Annotated in this window: 15 protein-coding genes; 3 read left to right on the top strand and 12 right to left on the bottom strand. The window is 50.6% G+C overall.

Annotation, left to right across the window (positions count from 1 at the left end):
* Positions 1 to 100: 100 nt before the first annotated feature.
* The 10 genes from anfO to ACN28R_RS00275 all read right to left on the bottom strand — a co-directional run bounded on the left by anfO (position 101) and on the right by ACN28R_RS00275 (position 8,070).
* A complete protein-coding gene (gene anfO / locus ACN28R_RS00320; RefSeq protein ID WP_095833257.1) occupies positions 101 to 718 on the bottom strand; it encodes a Fe-only nitrogenase accessory protein AnfO in 618 nt (205 codons plus the stop codon).
* A gap of 30 nt (positions 719 to 748) precedes the next feature.
* Complete coding sequence (locus tag ACN28R_RS00315; RefSeq protein ID WP_231604115.1) at positions 749 to 1,258, bottom strand: pyridoxamine 5'-phosphate oxidase family protein; 510 nt, start codon at positions 1,256 to 1,258, stop codon at positions 749 to 751.
* A gap of 40 nt (positions 1,259 to 1,298) precedes the next feature.
* On the bottom strand, positions 1,299 to 1,703 hold the full coding sequence (locus ACN28R_RS00310; RefSeq protein WP_048637601.1) for a hypothetical protein: 405 nt from the start codon (positions 1,701 to 1,703) through the stop codon (positions 1,299 to 1,301).
* 77 nt (positions 1,704 to 1,780) lie between these two features.
* Positions 1,781 to 3,169 carry a Fe-only nitrogenase subunit beta gene (anfK, locus tag ACN28R_RS00305; RefSeq protein WP_095833256.1) on the bottom strand — a complete coding sequence of 463 codons (1,389 nt, stop codon included), beginning with the start codon at positions 3,167 to 3,169 and terminating at the stop codon, positions 1,781 to 1,783.
* Between the two features lie 12 nt (positions 3,170 to 3,181).
* A complete protein-coding gene (gene anfG / locus ACN28R_RS00300) occupies positions 3,182 to 3,532 on the bottom strand; it encodes a Fe-only nitrogenase subunit delta (protein WP_048637599.1) in 351 nt (116 codons plus the stop codon).
* 11 nt (positions 3,533 to 3,543) lie between these two features.
* A complete protein-coding gene (anfD, locus tag ACN28R_RS00295; RefSeq protein ID WP_048637598.1) occupies positions 3,544 to 5,112 on the bottom strand; it encodes a nitrogenase iron-iron protein, alpha chain in 1,569 nt (522 codons plus the stop codon).
* A gap of 196 nt (positions 5,113 to 5,308) precedes the next feature.
* Positions 5,309 to 6,136: a nitrogenase iron protein gene (gene nifH / locus ACN28R_RS00290; protein ID WP_048639814.1), complete on the bottom strand. Its 828-nt coding sequence runs from the start codon at positions 6,134 to 6,136 to the stop codon at positions 5,309 to 5,311.
* A 420-nt stretch (positions 6,137 to 6,556) separates the two neighbouring features.
* Positions 6,557 to 6,886, bottom strand: coding sequence for a helix-turn-helix domain-containing protein (locus ACN28R_RS00285; RefSeq protein ID WP_095833255.1), 330 nt, complete (start codon positions 6,884 to 6,886; stop codon positions 6,557 to 6,559).
* Positions 6,876 to 7,271, bottom strand: coding sequence for a type II toxin-antitoxin system RelE/ParE family toxin (locus tag ACN28R_RS00280; RefSeq protein WP_095833254.1), 396 nt, complete (start codon positions 7,269 to 7,271; stop codon positions 6,876 to 6,878). The genes ACN28R_RS00285 and ACN28R_RS00280 overlap by 11 nt, the downstream gene beginning before the upstream one ends.
* Positions 7,272 to 7,377: 106 nt before the next feature.
* Positions 7,378 to 8,070, bottom strand: a complete 693-nt coding sequence (locus ACN28R_RS00275; protein ID WP_095835688.1) for a glutamine amidotransferase — start codon at positions 8,068 to 8,070, stop codon at positions 7,378 to 7,380.
* Between the two features lie 636 nt (positions 8,071 to 8,706).
* Here ACN28R_RS00275 and ACN28R_RS00270 point away from each other — a divergent pair.
* Complete coding sequence (locus ACN28R_RS00270) at positions 8,707 to 10,263, top strand: methyl-accepting chemotaxis protein (RefSeq protein WP_095833253.1); 1,557 nt, start codon at positions 8,707 to 8,709, stop codon at positions 10,261 to 10,263.
* Positions 10,264 to 10,751: 488 nt separating this feature from the next.
* Complete coding sequence (locus ACN28R_RS00265) at positions 10,752 to 12,299, top strand: PRD domain-containing protein (RefSeq protein WP_095833252.1); 1,548 nt, start codon at positions 10,752 to 10,754, stop codon at positions 12,297 to 12,299.
* 129 nt (positions 12,300 to 12,428) lie between these two features.
* Here ACN28R_RS00265 and ACN28R_RS00260 read toward each other — a convergent pair whose 3' ends face one another.
* Positions 12,429 to 13,778, bottom strand: a complete 1,350-nt coding sequence (locus ACN28R_RS00260; protein WP_048637590.1) for a class-II fumarase/aspartase family protein — start codon at positions 13,776 to 13,778, stop codon at positions 12,429 to 12,431.
* An 11-nt stretch (positions 13,779 to 13,789) separates the two neighbouring features.
* Positions 13,790 to 15,355 carry a PTS transporter subunit EIIC gene (locus tag ACN28R_RS00255; protein ID WP_048637589.1) on the bottom strand — a complete coding sequence of 522 codons (1,566 nt, stop codon included), beginning with the start codon at positions 15,353 to 15,355 and terminating at the stop codon, positions 13,790 to 13,792.
* Positions 15,356 to 15,630: 275 nt separating this feature from the next.
* Between ACN28R_RS00255 and ACN28R_RS00250 the strand changes: the two genes are divergently transcribed.
* Positions 15,631 to 16,692, top strand: coding sequence for a YopJ family acetyltransferase (locus ACN28R_RS00250; protein WP_095833251.1), 1,062 nt, complete (start codon positions 15,631 to 15,633; stop codon positions 16,690 to 16,692).
* Positions 16,693 to 16,709: the final 17 nt, after the last annotated feature.

Below are 16,709 nucleotides of genomic sequence, written 5' to 3'. Positions count from 1 at the left end.
TTCACTGTTTGAAATCATGCCGGGAAAGTGTTCCGAACAACACACGCTTGTCAGGAAATGTACTTATTGGTACAAACGAAGCGGATAGGTCGATTGCATATTACTTTACGACGTTGGGATGGATCACCGCGCAAAGATGTCCCCGCTGCTTTTCGACCTCAACCGCCAGATTTAACGCCGGCAGTTGCTGCTCGAACCATTTCGGCAGGTGATCGCAGGTAACGCTCAGTCGGGTAAAGCGCCGGGATTGTAAAAAAGGGATCAGTAACTGTTTTGAGGTTAGCCGGGCATCGCCCGCCAGCGTGGTAATCAGATCGATATGGTATTCCCCTTCCCGTGCGCTGGTCTGAATGAAGGTTTCTGCGGCGGCGGGAACGGCAGGAGCCCGCTGAACCTGCCTTACCGCGGTATAAATCACCTCCAGGCAATCTTCCGGCAGGCCGGTAAATTGCCACATGGTCACGCCCATGCCGTCAAACCAGGCGAGCAACGCGCCCTGTATCTGCCGCGCCACAAAGTGATGGCAGCCAGGCATTTCTTCCAGCAGCGTTAAGGTGCGCGTCCGGATCTCGCTCAATGACATTTGGTGATTCAGCGCATAGGAAATCTCGCCAACCGCCTGCCAGCGATTATCGCAGCGGGAAAATAGCCGTACCCCGCCGGGTTCGAACAGCGGCGCGATCTCCCCATCCTGATTAATAAAAACGGCAATTTTCATCTCGCCTCCTGAATTTTTTCGCTATCGGCGTCAAAAGCCGTGTTTTTTCCCTTTCAGCGAAAGGATGTCGACGCGTATCACCCGGGTGGATTTAAGATTGGCGGGCGGATAACTGAATGCCCGGTCAGTGAAGCGCGCCACAATGCGATCCAGCGCGGTGATTTTTTCCTGTTCATCTTCAATAAACACCGTTTCGCCAAGGCCGATCACCGTGCGATGCCGGGCTTCAAAATTACAGGCCAGTTCATCTTCAATAATTCCCTGGTCGACCGAGATCGCGAAACAGACCTTATTATTTTTTTTCATGATTTCGATCTTGCTGCCGTTCCTGGCGGAGTGAAAATAGAGCGAATGGCCGTCCCAGGCGTAAAACACCGGAACAAGAAAAGGAAGATCGTCACAGGACAGCGCAAGATACATGACCTTTGCTGCCTGAATGATCTGTTCGATTTCCGCCGGATCGGTAATTTCCCGATCCTCCCGGCGCATCTCACCGTGAGGAAAGCCTTCCGCCATTATTGTTGCGCTGCTGGACACCATGCTTGCTCCTGTCTGTTTTTTGCGAGAGTAAACCGGCGCGCTATGCCACCGCTTTTAGCTGCATCGAAAGCGCGTTGCAAATCGCTAAAATCGCCTCTTTATCCTTGCTGTCCGGCGCGCCATGGTGATAGTTGTCTACGGAACAGATACCGAAAATATTGTCCAGGTAGCGAATGCCGTCACAGAGCGCCGGGGACAACGGCTCCGGCATCGCCTCATTCACCGAGGCAAGCAAGCTGCTGTAATTGTGATTGAACGGCATTTCGCCATAGCGTGCGCACAGGGCGATCAGATAGTTCTCTACGGCAATGGCGGCCACATTAAACACCAGACTGGGCGACTGTTGCTGCCCGGCAAACAGTTCAGCCCGCCGGTGATAACACTGCGCATCCTGATAACAGCGCGTGAACCGTTTCTCATCTGTTTCAAAAATATATTTCGACATAACAGCACCCCGTTCGAACCAAGAGGAAAACGATCTTCCCCGGCGCATGCGGCGGGGAAGATGATAGCGATCCGCCGTTACCAGACGTTCAAAATCCACTCTTTGTTTTTCTTGTATTCCATATCGGTGAACAGCGCATTCGCTATCTGCTCGGCCAGCCAGATGGCGCCGGCATAACCCACCACCGGATGGCGATACAGTCCGGCCCGGTCATAAGTCGGGAAGCCCACTCTGACCATCGGGATCTGGTTATCGATCGCCGTAAAGCGCCCTTTGGAATGACCCAGGATCAAATCCAGCTTAAGCGACTGTTGGGTAATGCGTTTCTCCAGTTCCCACAGGTCGGCGTTGGTAATGATTTCCATGCCGTAATCGACTTTTTCCTGTAGCGCCAGCACGCGCGGATCGCTTTCATAACCGGCGTTGTCGTCCCCCAGCAGCAACAGCACCGGCTTCATTTCCAGATCCAGACAAAACTCGGCCAGCCCAATGACCAGATCGGGATTGCCGTAAATCGCCACCCGTTTATCGGCGAGGAACATATGAACCAGATCGGTTAACGCATCAATGGCGATCCCGCGTTCACGCACCAGCGCAGGCGGAATGGGTTTCCCCGTCATCTGCTTGAGATTTTGCAGAAAGGTGTCGGTATTACGGATGCCGATGGGAGAAGGCCCGATAATGGTCGGTATGCCGAATTTATCTTCCAGATAGCGGGCCGCCTTGCCCCCTTCATAGCGGTTCAGCGCAATCGTACCCAGCGCATTCGCCGTACCGGTTAAATCTTCAATGGTGGTATTGCCGTGCGAAACCGTATTGCCGGAAGGCATCAGCGGAGAATCAAAATTCTCTATCTCAAACAGCACGGTGGCCTCTATCTGCATTTCCGCCAGCAGATGTTTAATCGCGGTGACATCGCCGGGATTGGCCCAGCCGGTAATCACATTCAGCTTGCCGTTCGGTTCGCTTTTTTCAGCGAAATATTTCACAAAGTCTCTGACGGCCACATCGTAGCCGCTGACCATGCTGCCGACAAAGCTGGGCGAATGGATCGGAATGAGGTGGATCTCGCGGTCGGGAAACTTCTCTTTCAACAATTCTTCATTCAGCTTGATGACGACGCCGTCCACATCATCGCCGATAACCTCGGTTGAGCAAGTGGTGATAATCGGGATCACCTTCACATGGGGATAGCGCATCAACAGGACATCAACCGCCTGTTCAACCCTGTCCAGCGCGCCGAAAACCGCTCCGTCCTCATGCACGGATGACGAGGCGATCTCAAAGCTTTCTTTCAAATGCTGAGAAATAAGCAGACGCACAAACATCACGCATCCCTGCCCGCCGTGCACGATGCCGATACAATCCTTGATGCCGATACTGGCGTACTGCACGCCGGCAGGCTGACAGGTAAAGATCGGGTTAATGACGCCGACGCGATCTTTGGTTTTCAATTCACAAGACATTTCAGCCACCTTCTAATAGCGTTGATCGGTAAGTTCCGCATTGAGCGAACCCGAGATCGTCAAATAATCCATCCGCTCATGCAGCCCCTTCATCAGCGCGCAAATCGCGTCTTTATCCATTTCGAGCAGCCAGGGAAAGCGCGCTTTATAGGCATCGGCCAGCACCACCGCATCCACCCAGTAACAGCGGTCGGCCGGCGTGCTCAGATCGACCGGTTCGTCGCACAGCAGCTGCTGCGTTTTCAGCAGAATGCCGGCGTTTTGCTTTTCCCGGTCCCAGGTCCGCGAATGAAACTGCCAGAGGCAGTTTTTCATGATGTAGTCCACCATCGCGTCAATCTTCGACTCATCCGAATTAGCCATAACGCCCCCCTTTACTCTTCAGCCGCAACGGCGGATTGCGCGGCGAACACCGGATATTCGCGGTCGCGCAGCTTGGAAACACTGTCAAAACCGCCGCTGTATTCACGCAGATCCGGCGCATTGCGAACCTCGTCGCTCAGACCGGTATCAGAGAGCATTTGGGCGGTGACGAAACCCTGTTCGGTCGGGATTTCATCCTGGCTGATATCCAGTTGGGCCAGTTGGTGAATCGGCGAATAAATGGCGTTATAGATATCGCGGGCAAAACGCACCCAGCCCTCAAAGCCTTTATACGGACCGTTGTGATAGGCATGGGCGTTGAGATAAGGCACACGAATTTTCTTCGCCACTTCGCCCGGTCTTTTACCGGTGAAAATCACGTCCGGCTTCAGCTTGTACATCGCCTCAAGCGACTCCAGCTCATTGGGATCGTCGATAGCCAGCGCCCCGGCTTCACAGCGAGCGATGCCTTTTTCCATATCCCCCTGATGGCCGAATTTGGTGTATACCGACACCACTTCGACGCCCATCTCGTCATGGATAACGTGCGCCCAGTGCCAGAGCTTCGAGCCGCCGGGCCACAGGCAGACTTTCTTGCCTTTCAGCCGCGCTTTATACCAATCCAGCTCCGGTTTCCAGCGCGCCGTTTCTTCGTCAATAATCGCCTGCGCCCGATCTTCGATGCCGAAAAACAGCCCCACCTTCTTCAATGAATCGGAAAGCGGGCCAAAACCGAATCCGTCGATATCCAGCCGGGGAATACCGTAACGAACCCGCAGTTCATTACAGATATATTCGGCCGAGCGGGCGCACTCCAGTACGTTCAGATGCGCTCCGTGCATGGCGCGCAGATCGTCATAAGAACCGTTGCCGGTAAAGGTGGACAGCACCTGAATGCCCATGCGTTTGAAATAGTCGACCATCACTTCCTGATCGCCCTGAATATTGTATTCGCCGACGTAGTTAATCACGTGATCGCTGGTTATCTTCGGCTCTACCGTACCGACCTTCTGATTAATCCAGGCGATATTGATTTTATGATGCCCGCCGGACTGGCTGGGGCCGGCGAATCCCGGCGAGTTACAGACAAAAATATCCACATCGGGCCGCTCGTCCATGACGTCCTGAGCCACCGCGGCGATATCGTCGCCGATCAACGCCGAGGCGCAGGTTTGGTAAATGGTCATCCGTTTAATCGTCGGGTGGGCATCAAACGCTTCGATAATATTTTTTTTCAGCACCCCTTCGGCGCCAAATACGATATGTTTTTCTTTCATATCGGTGGCAAAAGTATATTTAAGCTGAAAATTATCGTTATCACTGATATAGCGTTTGGTCTGCCAGGTATCATAAGTACACCCGACCGGACCGTGGCTGATGTGAATAACATCTTTCATCGGCGTGCCGATAACATGTTTCGCGCCACAGTAGGCGCAACCGCGTTCGGAAATCGTCCCGGGGATGGTATTTAAATAGCCCAGCGGCAATGCCGAGGTTAAATCCTCATCCGGACCTTTTACCACGGCGTGTTGTTTTCTTTCAGGAATACATTTACTACAGTCAAACTCATGGTAAGGCATAATACATTCCCCACGCTTAATGAATAAATATTATCAATACGGCCAGACGGTCTTTTATTCACCTTAGATATACCCTAAATAATTCGAGTTGCAGGAAGGCGGCAATCGAAGGAACCCCGATGAGCTTACTCAAGTAAGTGATTCGGGTGACTGAGTGTGGCCAACGCACATGCAACTTGAAGTATGACGGGTATACTTAATCGGAAAGACCATACTTAACTACCATCGACTCCAACTGATCCATGGTTAACGGCCGCGGAATAACCAGATCGGTATTTTCAATAATCTTGCGGCCTAATTCGCAATATTCCTTTGCCTGATTAGCTTCAGGATCGAATTCCGTTACCGTTTTTTTATTAAACTCGGCCTTTTGCACGATATTGTCGCGCGGCACAAAATGAATCATTTTGGTACCGATAGCGGCGGTGAACTCCTCAAGAAACGCTTTTTCTCCATCCACATTACGGCTATTACAAATAATACCGCCGAGGCGCACGCCGCTCTGTTTGGCATATTTCACTAACCCTTTACAGATATTATTGGCCGCGTAGATCGCCATCATTTCGCCGGAGGCGACGATATACACTTCCTGGGCCTTACCATCGCGGATCGGCATGGCGAACCCGCCGCACACCACATCCCCCAGGACATCGAAGAAAACAAAGTCCAGGTCTTCCGTGTAGGCTTTATTATTTTCCATCAGATCGATGGCGGTAATCACGCCGCGTCCCGCACAGCCGACGCCCGGCTCCGGACCGCCGGATTCCACGCAGCGAATATTAAACACGCCGGTTTTTACCACCATTTCATTGGTAATTTTTTCGGCGCCCTGATCGCGTAATACATCCATCAGCGTTTCCTGAGGCTTACCGCCCAATATTAAACGCGTGGAATCCGCCTTTGGATCGCAACCATGAATAAAAATCTTTTTGCTATGGAAATACGCCAACGCCGCCGCGGTATTTTGTGTAGTGGTTGATTTACCAATCCCACCTTTACCGTAAATCGCTAATTTACGCATTATCACACACCTCTACTCAATGTAGTGTTAAACAGCCAAGTCATGCCATATCCAAGTACATTATTAACAGAGCAAGGGGTGTGCCAACGCCGGGAAATGTCGATAAGAAAAACTGATACCAATAAGGCGATCGATTTAATAAGGCCAATGATTCATCGCCTTATGAAGCGTTATTTATTTTCCCGGCAGGCATAAAAAGGAAGGTAAACGTCGGGCAATCCCAAGGGGAGACAAATAATTTCGTTCATTAACGTACATTTTTATTCAGGATCGTTCCTGGATGTGAAAAATGACGCGGCACGGAAAACGCTTTCTTGCGCGGATTCGCTTTTATATCGTTTGACGAGCTAGCGCGTCAGAACCAGCCTACGTTCAACGCCATCAAAAAGTCCCATAAAAGGGACCTTGAATTCGGCTCGGAAATTACAGCATAAAAACTTCAGGGCCTTTGGCGTCAATCGTGTTGAGGATACGCAATGCCGGACCGCTGGGCTGAATCTCTCCCCGCTCCCACTTTGATACGCTTTCGACTGACATCCCCAACGTGTAAGCCAGCGTTGACTGCGACATGCCGTAACGTTCACGCATGGATTTAATCTGCGTTCCCGTCATTACATGAACCCTGGCTATGCGCTCACGAAGTTCCCGCGATCTGACGCGTGCATTAATCCGGGACATGGTTTCGTCTGGCATAGCGCCGTGCTCATGCAGTTCCTGCGCCAGTGCCTGTAGCTCTTTCAAGTTAGCGCTCATCGCAATTTACCTCTCTTAATTGCTTTGCTTTTTTCAGTCTGGTTATCATCGCTGCATCATACTGTAGAAAAACTGCTGCGAAATCCTTATAAGTGTTGAGCACATCTTCCTCGATCTCTTTTGCGCCTTTCTTGGTGATTTGTTTTTTTCTCCAACCATCGAAAAAAAATACATGACTTCCTTTTTTGAAGAAGATGATGGATCTCGCGCCGCCACTTTTACCACTCTGTAGAGCCAGACGTTTTTTTAATACGCCGCCGCCTAAATCCGCCTCGAAACAACTGTTCATCACTTCTGACGCCGCCTGACATAAATCAACGTCAGTCACATCTTCCTTTTTCATTTTCCGGTCAAATAGCTTCGTTGTATATATCGCCAAATCCATTAGCCTCAGTCTATTCCTCTGATGCAATCATGGTAATGATTACGGTATTTTTTTCAAACGTCATTTACCGTGTATGGCAAGACGACATATCCCGGATTCCGTCCCTTTACAGCCGCGACAGCCAGTCGCCGAATGTCCGACGCGCCGCTTGCGCGAGCGCCTCACGGTACTCGGCGGCCTGGGCGCGCAATGCCCGCGGATCGATATTGGCCTGCCCCAGTTCACTGGCGTGACCGACCAGCCAGTGGGCAAGGTTTTCGGGCGTCACCTCCAGATGGAATTGCAGCCCCAGCGCATAATCGTCAAGCGCAAACGCCTGGTGGGGGCAAATCGGCGTTTCCGCCAGCAAATGCGCGCCGGCCGGTATCTCGAAACGATCGCCGTGCCAGTGCAGAACCGGCACGCCGACAAGCGATGACAGCACGGAGTGCGCGCCGGCCGGGGTTAAGGTCAATGGGCTAAAGCCAATTTCTTTCACCCCCATCGGCCCGACGGGCTTACCTAACGCCCGCGCCATCAACTGCGCGCCCAAACAGATCCCCAGAATAGGCGCTTTACTCTGCAGGCGTTGGCGAATCAGCGCTAATTCCGCGTTTAAAAAAGGATAGCTCTCATGGTCAAAAGCCCCAATCGGCCCGCCCAGCACCACCAGCAAATCACACTCGGCCAGATTTACCGATGACAAATCATCGACCGCCGGTTCGAGATAACGAAACGTATAACCATAATCGGGCAATAGCGTTTCAAGGATGCCCAGATCTTCAAAATGAACATGACGTAAAGCCACCGCTGTTTTCATCAGCCATTCCCCCCAGGAAAAATCGAACCGGCCGCCGTAATCCATTGATTCGGCCGACACCTCGTGGTTTGCGATACCCAATAAATTTCGAGTTACCGGCAGGCGGCGGACGAGAGCATCCCGGCCAGCTTACGCAAGTAAGCGATTGGGCCGAGTCACAAAGCCAACGCACCTGCAACGTGAAAGATGAAGGGTATAGTTGATATTGCCAGAACCGGTAATGACTTTTATATAACGAATTTTCTATCGCTGACGACCACGGCGACGAGCACGCCGCTGATTTCCCAGTCAAATCCGTCAAACTGTAAAATATCCATCATCCAGCCCTAATGGTTATCACTTTTAAGCCGATTTTTAGTTAGGCGGAGTATAAAAAATGACGTTAAAACTCAGCGCCAGTCTTGCGAAGACGAACGGACAGACGATAAACCCGGTTATCCGGGTAGTCTGCGTTGCCCCGTCTAACTGATTTTATTATGGCTTTACCGGCATCGACTATGTTCGCGCCGCACCGACTCCGCATTTTCTGTGATGTTCTGTTTGATGAATGGCCTCGAAGGAAACATGAGGTTTAGCGAGGCTACAAGGTTTACGGCTTTTGTCTCTTCATGTCGCACACACAAGGAAAAGGAAACAATGGGACTGAAAAACATCTCCATTCGTGCCGGATTACTGACATTATTACTTTTAACCACCCTGTTACTGCTTATTGTTAGCGGTATGGGTATCCTGGCAATTAAAAATGACAAAGAGGCGCTGCTGTCGCTGAATAAAATTCAGGGGACGGAGCTGAGTAGCCTGATGAACGGCTATAACCTGACGCTGAGGGCCAGGGCGTCGGCTGCGCTGGCCGTTAGAAAAATTGAGATCGGGCTGCTTGACGATGGAACGAAAGAAACCGCAACGGTAGAGAACAATCTGCTGCAGTCCCAGAAAGAGATTGCCCTGGTGATGGCGTCCATCGAACCTGATACGCAAAGACACTCGCTGGCGCAGGAAGTAGAGAAAACCTATCAGGTCTACCTTGAACAGGGCATGATGCCGATGCTCAGTTCACTGCAAAAACAATATACCGACGAGTATTACGACGTTCTGGAAAAACAGCTCGGTCCGCTAAGCGATGCCTTTGATAAATCCATCCAGGATTTTCGCCTCTACGCACAGCAACTCTCTGAACAACGACTGGCGTTATCCGCACACAATGAACGAGTAATGCGGCTACTCATCATTATTTCCTGCCTGCTGTCGGTCGCGCTGGCCGGCCTTGCCTGGATAGCGTTGCGCCACATGCTGTTAAAACCGTTGGATCATGCGATTGACCAACTGGAGCGCGTTGCCACGGGCGACCTGACCTGCCGTGTGATGCTGGGGGGAAATAACGAACTGGGACGCTTGAACGATGCGATTGGCCGCATGCAGGGCGCGTTGCTGGATGCCGTCAGACAGGTGCGCGACGCCGGTACCCAGATCGATCGCGGCAGCCGCGAACTTTTTGAAGAGAATAACCGTCTTTCACAGCGCACCGAAGAGTCCGCCGCCTCACTGGAACAAACCGCGGCCAGCATGGAACAACTCAGCGCAACGGTAAAAAATAATGCCGAACATGCGGAACAGGCGCATCAGTTGGCTAACAACGTGGCCGATACCAGCGGTCTAAGCAGCGAATCGGTCTGTTATGTCATTGAGAAAATGCAGGAGATCGACGCCAGCGCCAAACGGATTAATGATATTCTCGGCGTGATTGACGGCATCGCCTTCCAGACCAATATTCTGGCGCTGAACGCTTCGGTAGAGTCCGCCCGCGCGGGCGAACAAGGCCGGGGATTCGCCGTCGTCGCCGGAGAGGTTCGCAATCTGGCGCAGCACAGCGGGCAGGCCGCCAAAGAGATCCGCGCCCTGATCACCGATTCGCAAACGCGCATTTCCGAAGGACTGGAGCTGGCTTCACACGCCGGCGAAACCATGGACGAAATGGACGGCGCGATCATGCGCATCACCCAACTGATGAAAAATATCTCCAACGCCACGCAAGAACAGTACCGGGGTATTGAACAGGTCAATCTCGCTTTCACGCAAATCGATAAAGCGGCACAGCAAAATACCCAGTTAGTGAGATCGTTCTCCGTCACCACCCAATCACTGGAAGAGCAATCACAGCAGCTTATTCGTTCAATGTCGTTGTTTCAGGTGTAGCGCCCATCGGCTTATTACGTTGACGGCATCCGGGGAAGTCCCGGTGCCGTCGTTCAGATCCCCTTGTCACACCAGGTTGCCTTTGCAAGATCGATCGCCCGGAAGATAACCCCTCAAAAAAATAATCGATGTCGCTGTTCCGGTAATAACATCACAGCGATATTTTGTCTTTATTAATTACTGCAATGATTTGATGCGATTAGTGTTCGCCATATGCTGGTTCGGCGATTCCAACCGGCCTATTCAATAACACCTTACTAATATAGAAAATTGCATACAGAGCGGCTGTATCGCTATATGTGATTGCTGTAGTGTTTCGTATTATCCCGAACCCGATTTGACGAACCGGTTTTAGCTCAGCGCATGTTTAATTATTCGATCTGTATCATTTTTTTCACTTTGGATTATGGGAAACTATTATTAGTAAAATCGCTGTTGATACCGCCCGTATCGATCGTTGCGAATCAATCATCCTCATGAGTACATGAATGAATAGTTTTGATCTCACTTTTCTGAAATATGTGCAGGAACACAGTCCGCTGGCGATTGAAGAGGCCATAACGAAATTTGCCAAGACGTTATCCACGCTGAAACGGACCATGAAAGAGATCAACGAACAGCTCCGGCCTGATTATCATCTGCATATTGATAATCAGTTTATTACCACCGCCATGAGTTATCGGGAATATATTGATTTTCTCGAACATATTCAGTTCAACCATTATCTCACTACGCCGGATGAACGCATCAGAGATTTGAGCGTGGCGCTTTGCCTACAGGATGTGGTGAACAAGAGCGAGTATTACCGGAAATTCCACGTCAGCCCCACTACGCTGAAAAATGATAATCAGACGCTGCAAGGCTTTTTGCAGACCAACCGCCTCACTATAACCAGTATTCCCAAACAAGGTTCCAGGCTGGAAGGCGATGAAACCCTGCTGCGGATCGCTATCTGCATGATTATTCTGAAAACCGTAGAGCTCGGAGAAGACCATCGGCTGGTGCCCCACCAAGCCAATGAGCCGATCAACAAATCGATCGCCTTGCAGTTTTTAACACAGTGCGCCCCGGAAATAGAGACGGCGGCGGCGCTTTACCAGCAGCGGCTGGCACCCGTGGTGCAGCTAGGCTATAACAGCAAGAAATATTTTCTGGTTTATATGAGCATCGCCCTGCACCGTATCCGGCGAGGACATGCGATCGCGCACGGTCAACGGCTTGAATTTATCCAGTCACTGGATTTTTCACTACTGGAGCAACACGATGAAAACCAGTTTCTGAATTTGCTGATTTCATCCCTGACCTTTGCCCGGCGGCCGTTCAATGTCTACGATCCCTCGCTGATCCGCCATGTACGGCAATTATGTTCCGCCCTTTTTCCGTTACTGCGAACAAAAATTCATAACAGCCATCCCTTTTTTGCCGAGCTGTATCAGTTCATTTATTCGGCCATCGTCCAGAATAAATTCAATCTCTATTTCGATGATAAAAAACTGCACGATGTACAGACCCATTATGCCGCGTTATATCATGGCGTTCGTCAAGCTACCGCACCGATTGAACAGCACTACCAGACAACATTTTCGCCCATTCATCTGGCGACGTTGGTTTTAATTCTGAAAAAATATGAGCTGCAAAATCGCATCTACAGCGAACCGAAGAAGCGTGTCATCATCGTGACTAATTCGTCTGAAAGTAAAGTGGGTTATTTTAAAGAAGTGCTTAAATCCCATTTTCATATTGAGATTATTGACTGCGTTAACATCAATGAATTACAGCGTCTTAATCAGTTACCCTGCGACTTATTAATTACTTTCACCAATAAAATATCCAACTATCTGAAATACTACCGGCTGGATTATAGCAAAGTGAATTTTTATCTTACTCAGGATGATATTGCGTTATTGAGTAAGCAGGGGCTGTCCCATGCTAAAAAGAAAATTCCGCTTGAGGCCTTTTTGCAAGAAACCGCCGGGTTTGACCAGCATCAACGCCGCCGCTGGTTGGAACAGCATTACTCTGACTTTTTTATCTGATTGCCTGCTCAACGGTATTAAGCGCCCTGTTTAATGCACGAAACGCCCGTGCGAAGCGTCGTCAAGCGTCCGCCTCGCACCACGTTTCCCCTGTTATCACCACGGGTAAGTTTTAACAGATCCGGTAAATCACGATACGCGCTTAAATACCTGTGCGGCCATTTCTTCCGCCAGTACCGCGCATAGGCCGGTATAAGCCGCGGGATCCAGCAGTTCGGCGATCTCCTGGGCGCTGAAATTCGCCGCGATAACCGGGTCATTGGCCAGCACCTCGCGATATTCAATATTTTCATGGGTACTGCGCATCGCCATGTGATAAACCAGCTCATGCGCCGGATCCTTGCCCAGTTTGTCTACCAGCTTCATCATGATTTTTTCACTGTTGATCAACCCGTGAGTCAGCATCACGTTCTGCCGCATCCGCGCCTTGTCGATCACCAACGTGCGAGTCAACTCTTCGGCGCGCAGGATAATTTCCGCCATCAGCTCCATGCTCTCCTGTAGGTTGGCATCAAAGATAAAGTAGGCCGAGCTATCCGCTTCAAACGGGCGCGGACACACATACAGCGACGAAGTCAGCACGGCATACAGTTTCTGCGCGTTGGCGATAATCCCCTTCGCCAGTTTGGGGTTGACCTTCTGCGGCATCGTGCTGCTGCCGACCGTTCCTTTGGCGAAGGCTTCGGAAACCTCGCCAAACTCTTCGCAGGAGGTCTGATAGACCTCTTCGGCAATTTTATGCAGCGTGGTCGCTAACAGGCACAGATTCGAAATGTATTCCGCCCGATACACTCTGGCGTTACGGGAAGGAACAGGCATCGAGTGCATACCCAGCGCTTCCGCCACCAGATCCTGCACGCGGCGCCCCGGCTCGCCGGTGGCATGAAACGCGCCGACCGCGCCGCCCATCATCACGGTAAATACCCGTTTCTCCGCTTCCTGCATGCGCTCCACCGCGCCCAACAGTTCATAAATCCATACCGAAACCTTATAGCCATAGGTGATCGGCAACGCATGTTTGCCGTGCGTGCGGCCCGCCATCAGGGTGTTTTTATGTTCTGTTGCCAGCCGGGCAAGGTTGAGCAACACATCGTCGACAAACTGCATCAGTTTCTGATGGAACTGCTTAGCCAGATACAAATGCGCCGTTTGCTGAATATTCTGCGTCGTCACGCCATAATGCACATACTTGCCGCTTTCCGCGTCGCAGGCCTTGACCAGCACTTTAATCACCGGAACAAAACCGTGGCCGATCCGCTGCATCAGACGCTCGATTTCCGCCAGATCAATACGTTCCAGCTGACAGTTGGCCGCAATATTCCGCGCCGCCGATTGCGGGATCATGCCCACTTTTGCCTGCGCCAGCGCCAGTTCAGCCTCGATATCGAGCCATGACTGCACCCTTGCCTCGTGGGTAAAGAGATCTTTCATCCCTTTATGGTCGATGGTTTTGCTTTTTGAATCATACAGTGCACGCATGTCCGTCCCTCTTAATCTTGTCTGGTTCCGGCTAAAACATCATCTACCGCGTTACGGACAAACTCCACATGCGGCCCGAATACAACATGAACATGGTTGCTGGACGGAATAAATGTCCCCATGGAACCGGCGTCTTTAAGCAACGCCATCTGTAGCAATTTCTGATTATGAAGATCGACGCGCAGACGGGAAACACAGTTTTCCACCCGCTTGATATTCCCTTTGCCCCCTAGCCCCTCAATCACCAATTGGGCTACCTTGTCATACTCTTTGTTATTTAACAGGGTGCTGTCCGCCATCTCGCTTTCACGGCCTGGCGTTTTTATATCGAATTTGCCAATTGCCCAGCGGAAGACGAAATAGAAGACGATAAAGTTAATACCGCCGAGTAAGATCAGGTTTACCCAGTGCGTATTTTCATACATCAGACCAAAAATGCCGAAATCGAAAATCGTACCGCGGATATAACCAATGGAGACCTCTAATATTTGCAGCGGTATGGTGAGTAAGCCACACAGCACCGCATAGACAATAAACAGTTTGGGCGCAATAAACAGAAACGAGAATTCAAGCGGTTCGGTGATATTGCCGAGGAATGCGGTGAGCACCACGGTCAGTATCATACCTTTGGCAAATTTCTTATTCTTGAAATACGCCATGTGATACATCGCCAGCCCAATGGCCGGTACGCGGAATAAGGTGGTCAGCATTTGCGACGAAGCCAGATAACTCGACAACGTCGGCATAAACTCATTCCAGGCGGGATGATTCGGCCCCAATTCAAACAGAATTTTGTTCATCGCCGGCAAAATACCGACATACGTTTGACCGTCGATTAAATAGGTGCCGCCGGCTTCGGTAAAACGAACCGTGGAACTCAGCACATGATGCAAACCAAAAGGAATCAACAGCCGGTTAAGCGTCATGTAAATCCCCGCGCCGATATGCGGCGCCATCATAATGGTCGAAATACTTTTCATTCCCGCGGCAAACACATCCCAGATAAAAGGGATTAACAATCCGACAGGGATTGTGAAGGCTATCGATAAAATCGCCACGGATTTTTTACCGCTGAAAAACGCAAAGGCTAACGGTAATTGCAGGCGATAATAACGGTCGGTTACCTTTGCCGCCAGTAAACCGGCGATAATACCGCCCAGCGCCTCGATTTTCAGCGTCTGCACGCCCAGCACCATCCCCTGTCCGACAAAGGCCATATCATCGCCGGCCAATTGTCCCATCAGTTTTAAATGGACATGCATGGATATAAGTAATGTCAGATAGGAGATGACGGATGAGAAAACGGCAATACCCTTTTCTTTTTTTGACATGCCGTAGGCAACGCCCATCGCGAACAGCAACGGAATATTTTGAAAGACGACGCTAGTGATTAAACCAACGGAAGAAAGAATAGCCTTAAAATAAACATTACCTAAAAAGGGCAGCTTATCGATCATATAAGCCTGCCCCAACGCACTGCAAATACCCATTAGCATCCCGACGGGGGCTAATACCGCAATGGGTAATAATAGTGAGCGTCCAAATGTTTGTATTTCGTTTTTAAAATTGGCGTTCATAATAAGATCCCTGGTGTGGATTTACACACGTATAGAACACTAATGGCAATCCAGCCATCAAGGTCAAATAACGAGTAATTTAAAGCCCATCATTTGCCCCTGAAAAATAACGACATTACTCACAATTTTAAAAAATATATCTTTATTATCCGCATGCAAAACCATTTTCACACGCAAGAAAAATAACATCGCAGCGCGTTTAAAACGTTGAGGGAACCGATCGCGAAGACCAACACACACAGAAAGTATCCGTCTTAATACGCTGAACCATTACCATGCGAATTCCCTTTATCACCTCTTTTACCGCTTCTCAGCCATCGCAGTCCGGCTCGCTGAACGCCACCTCATCTTCCGCCACTTCCGCCGCCGAATCGTCGGGCGGGCCGCAAGAATCTTCCTCTTCGCAGCCGGCAAACGCGGTTTATCCTTACACGTCCGCCCGCAAAGAGACGTCCGCCGGCCTGAGCGCGCGGTTTAGCCGCCTCGGCCTCGGTCTCCGTTCATCTGAAGGCTATAACCCGCGGCAGGTAACAAAGCAGCTGAACAACTATCTGAATAAACTGGAGAGTCACGCTAGTGATTCCATTCAGCCGAATGTCAGAACGGAAGAAAGCGCCCTGCAAAAATATCTCATCATGGCGCAAAACGATAAACATCATCTACAGATCGGCCTGTTGAGTATTTCTGCAACGAATGGCGACGAACTGAAAAATGCGCTGCGTATGATGGACAACAACACCAAATGGCGTGCGGTGATGAACATTGCGGATGATGATGAACCTAATGAACCGCCGCATAGCGTGGCGGTGGAAGCGGAGAAGAAAAATAATAAGATCTCGCTGGTGGTAGTGGACGCCTATGCCTCTGCGTTTACGGACTCTGACATTGCGGAACATATCACCGACCATGACGCCGCGTTAACGGTGTTATTCACCTCGGTTCAAAAATCGCCTTCCGGCTGCAAAATTTTTTCTCTGCATGATGTGAAAGCAATGGCGTCGCGTGAAGAGGCGATGAATCAATTTCACCAGCGCAACTATGCCAAAATTGACGATGGCGATTATGACAAAAGTAATAGGGATACGTTTGTGACGCGGGAATTCAAACACCAACTGCCAGCCGATTTCTATCGGCTGACGACGTCGCAGAGCGTGTTCAATTCGTTGCCGGAATCGATAAAAAATACGTTACGCCATTATTTCAATAAAAACCTCAATACGCGCATTACCCACGAAAACCACGGGGTTCCTCAGGCCGTGACCTACAATACGGCTATCGAAGATCAGCGTATGGCCTTCGCCAGAGATACATTGCAGTGGCTGGGCAGCCGACGCTGAGGCGGCGGGGATCCAAA

Origin of the sequence: Brenneria goodwinii, from assembly GCF_002291445.1 — a bacterium.
GTDB classification, from domain to species: Bacteria; Pseudomonadota; Gammaproteobacteria; order Enterobacterales; family Enterobacteriaceae; genus Brenneria; species Brenneria goodwinii.
This window is presented reverse-complemented; position numbering and strand designations above follow the sequence as displayed.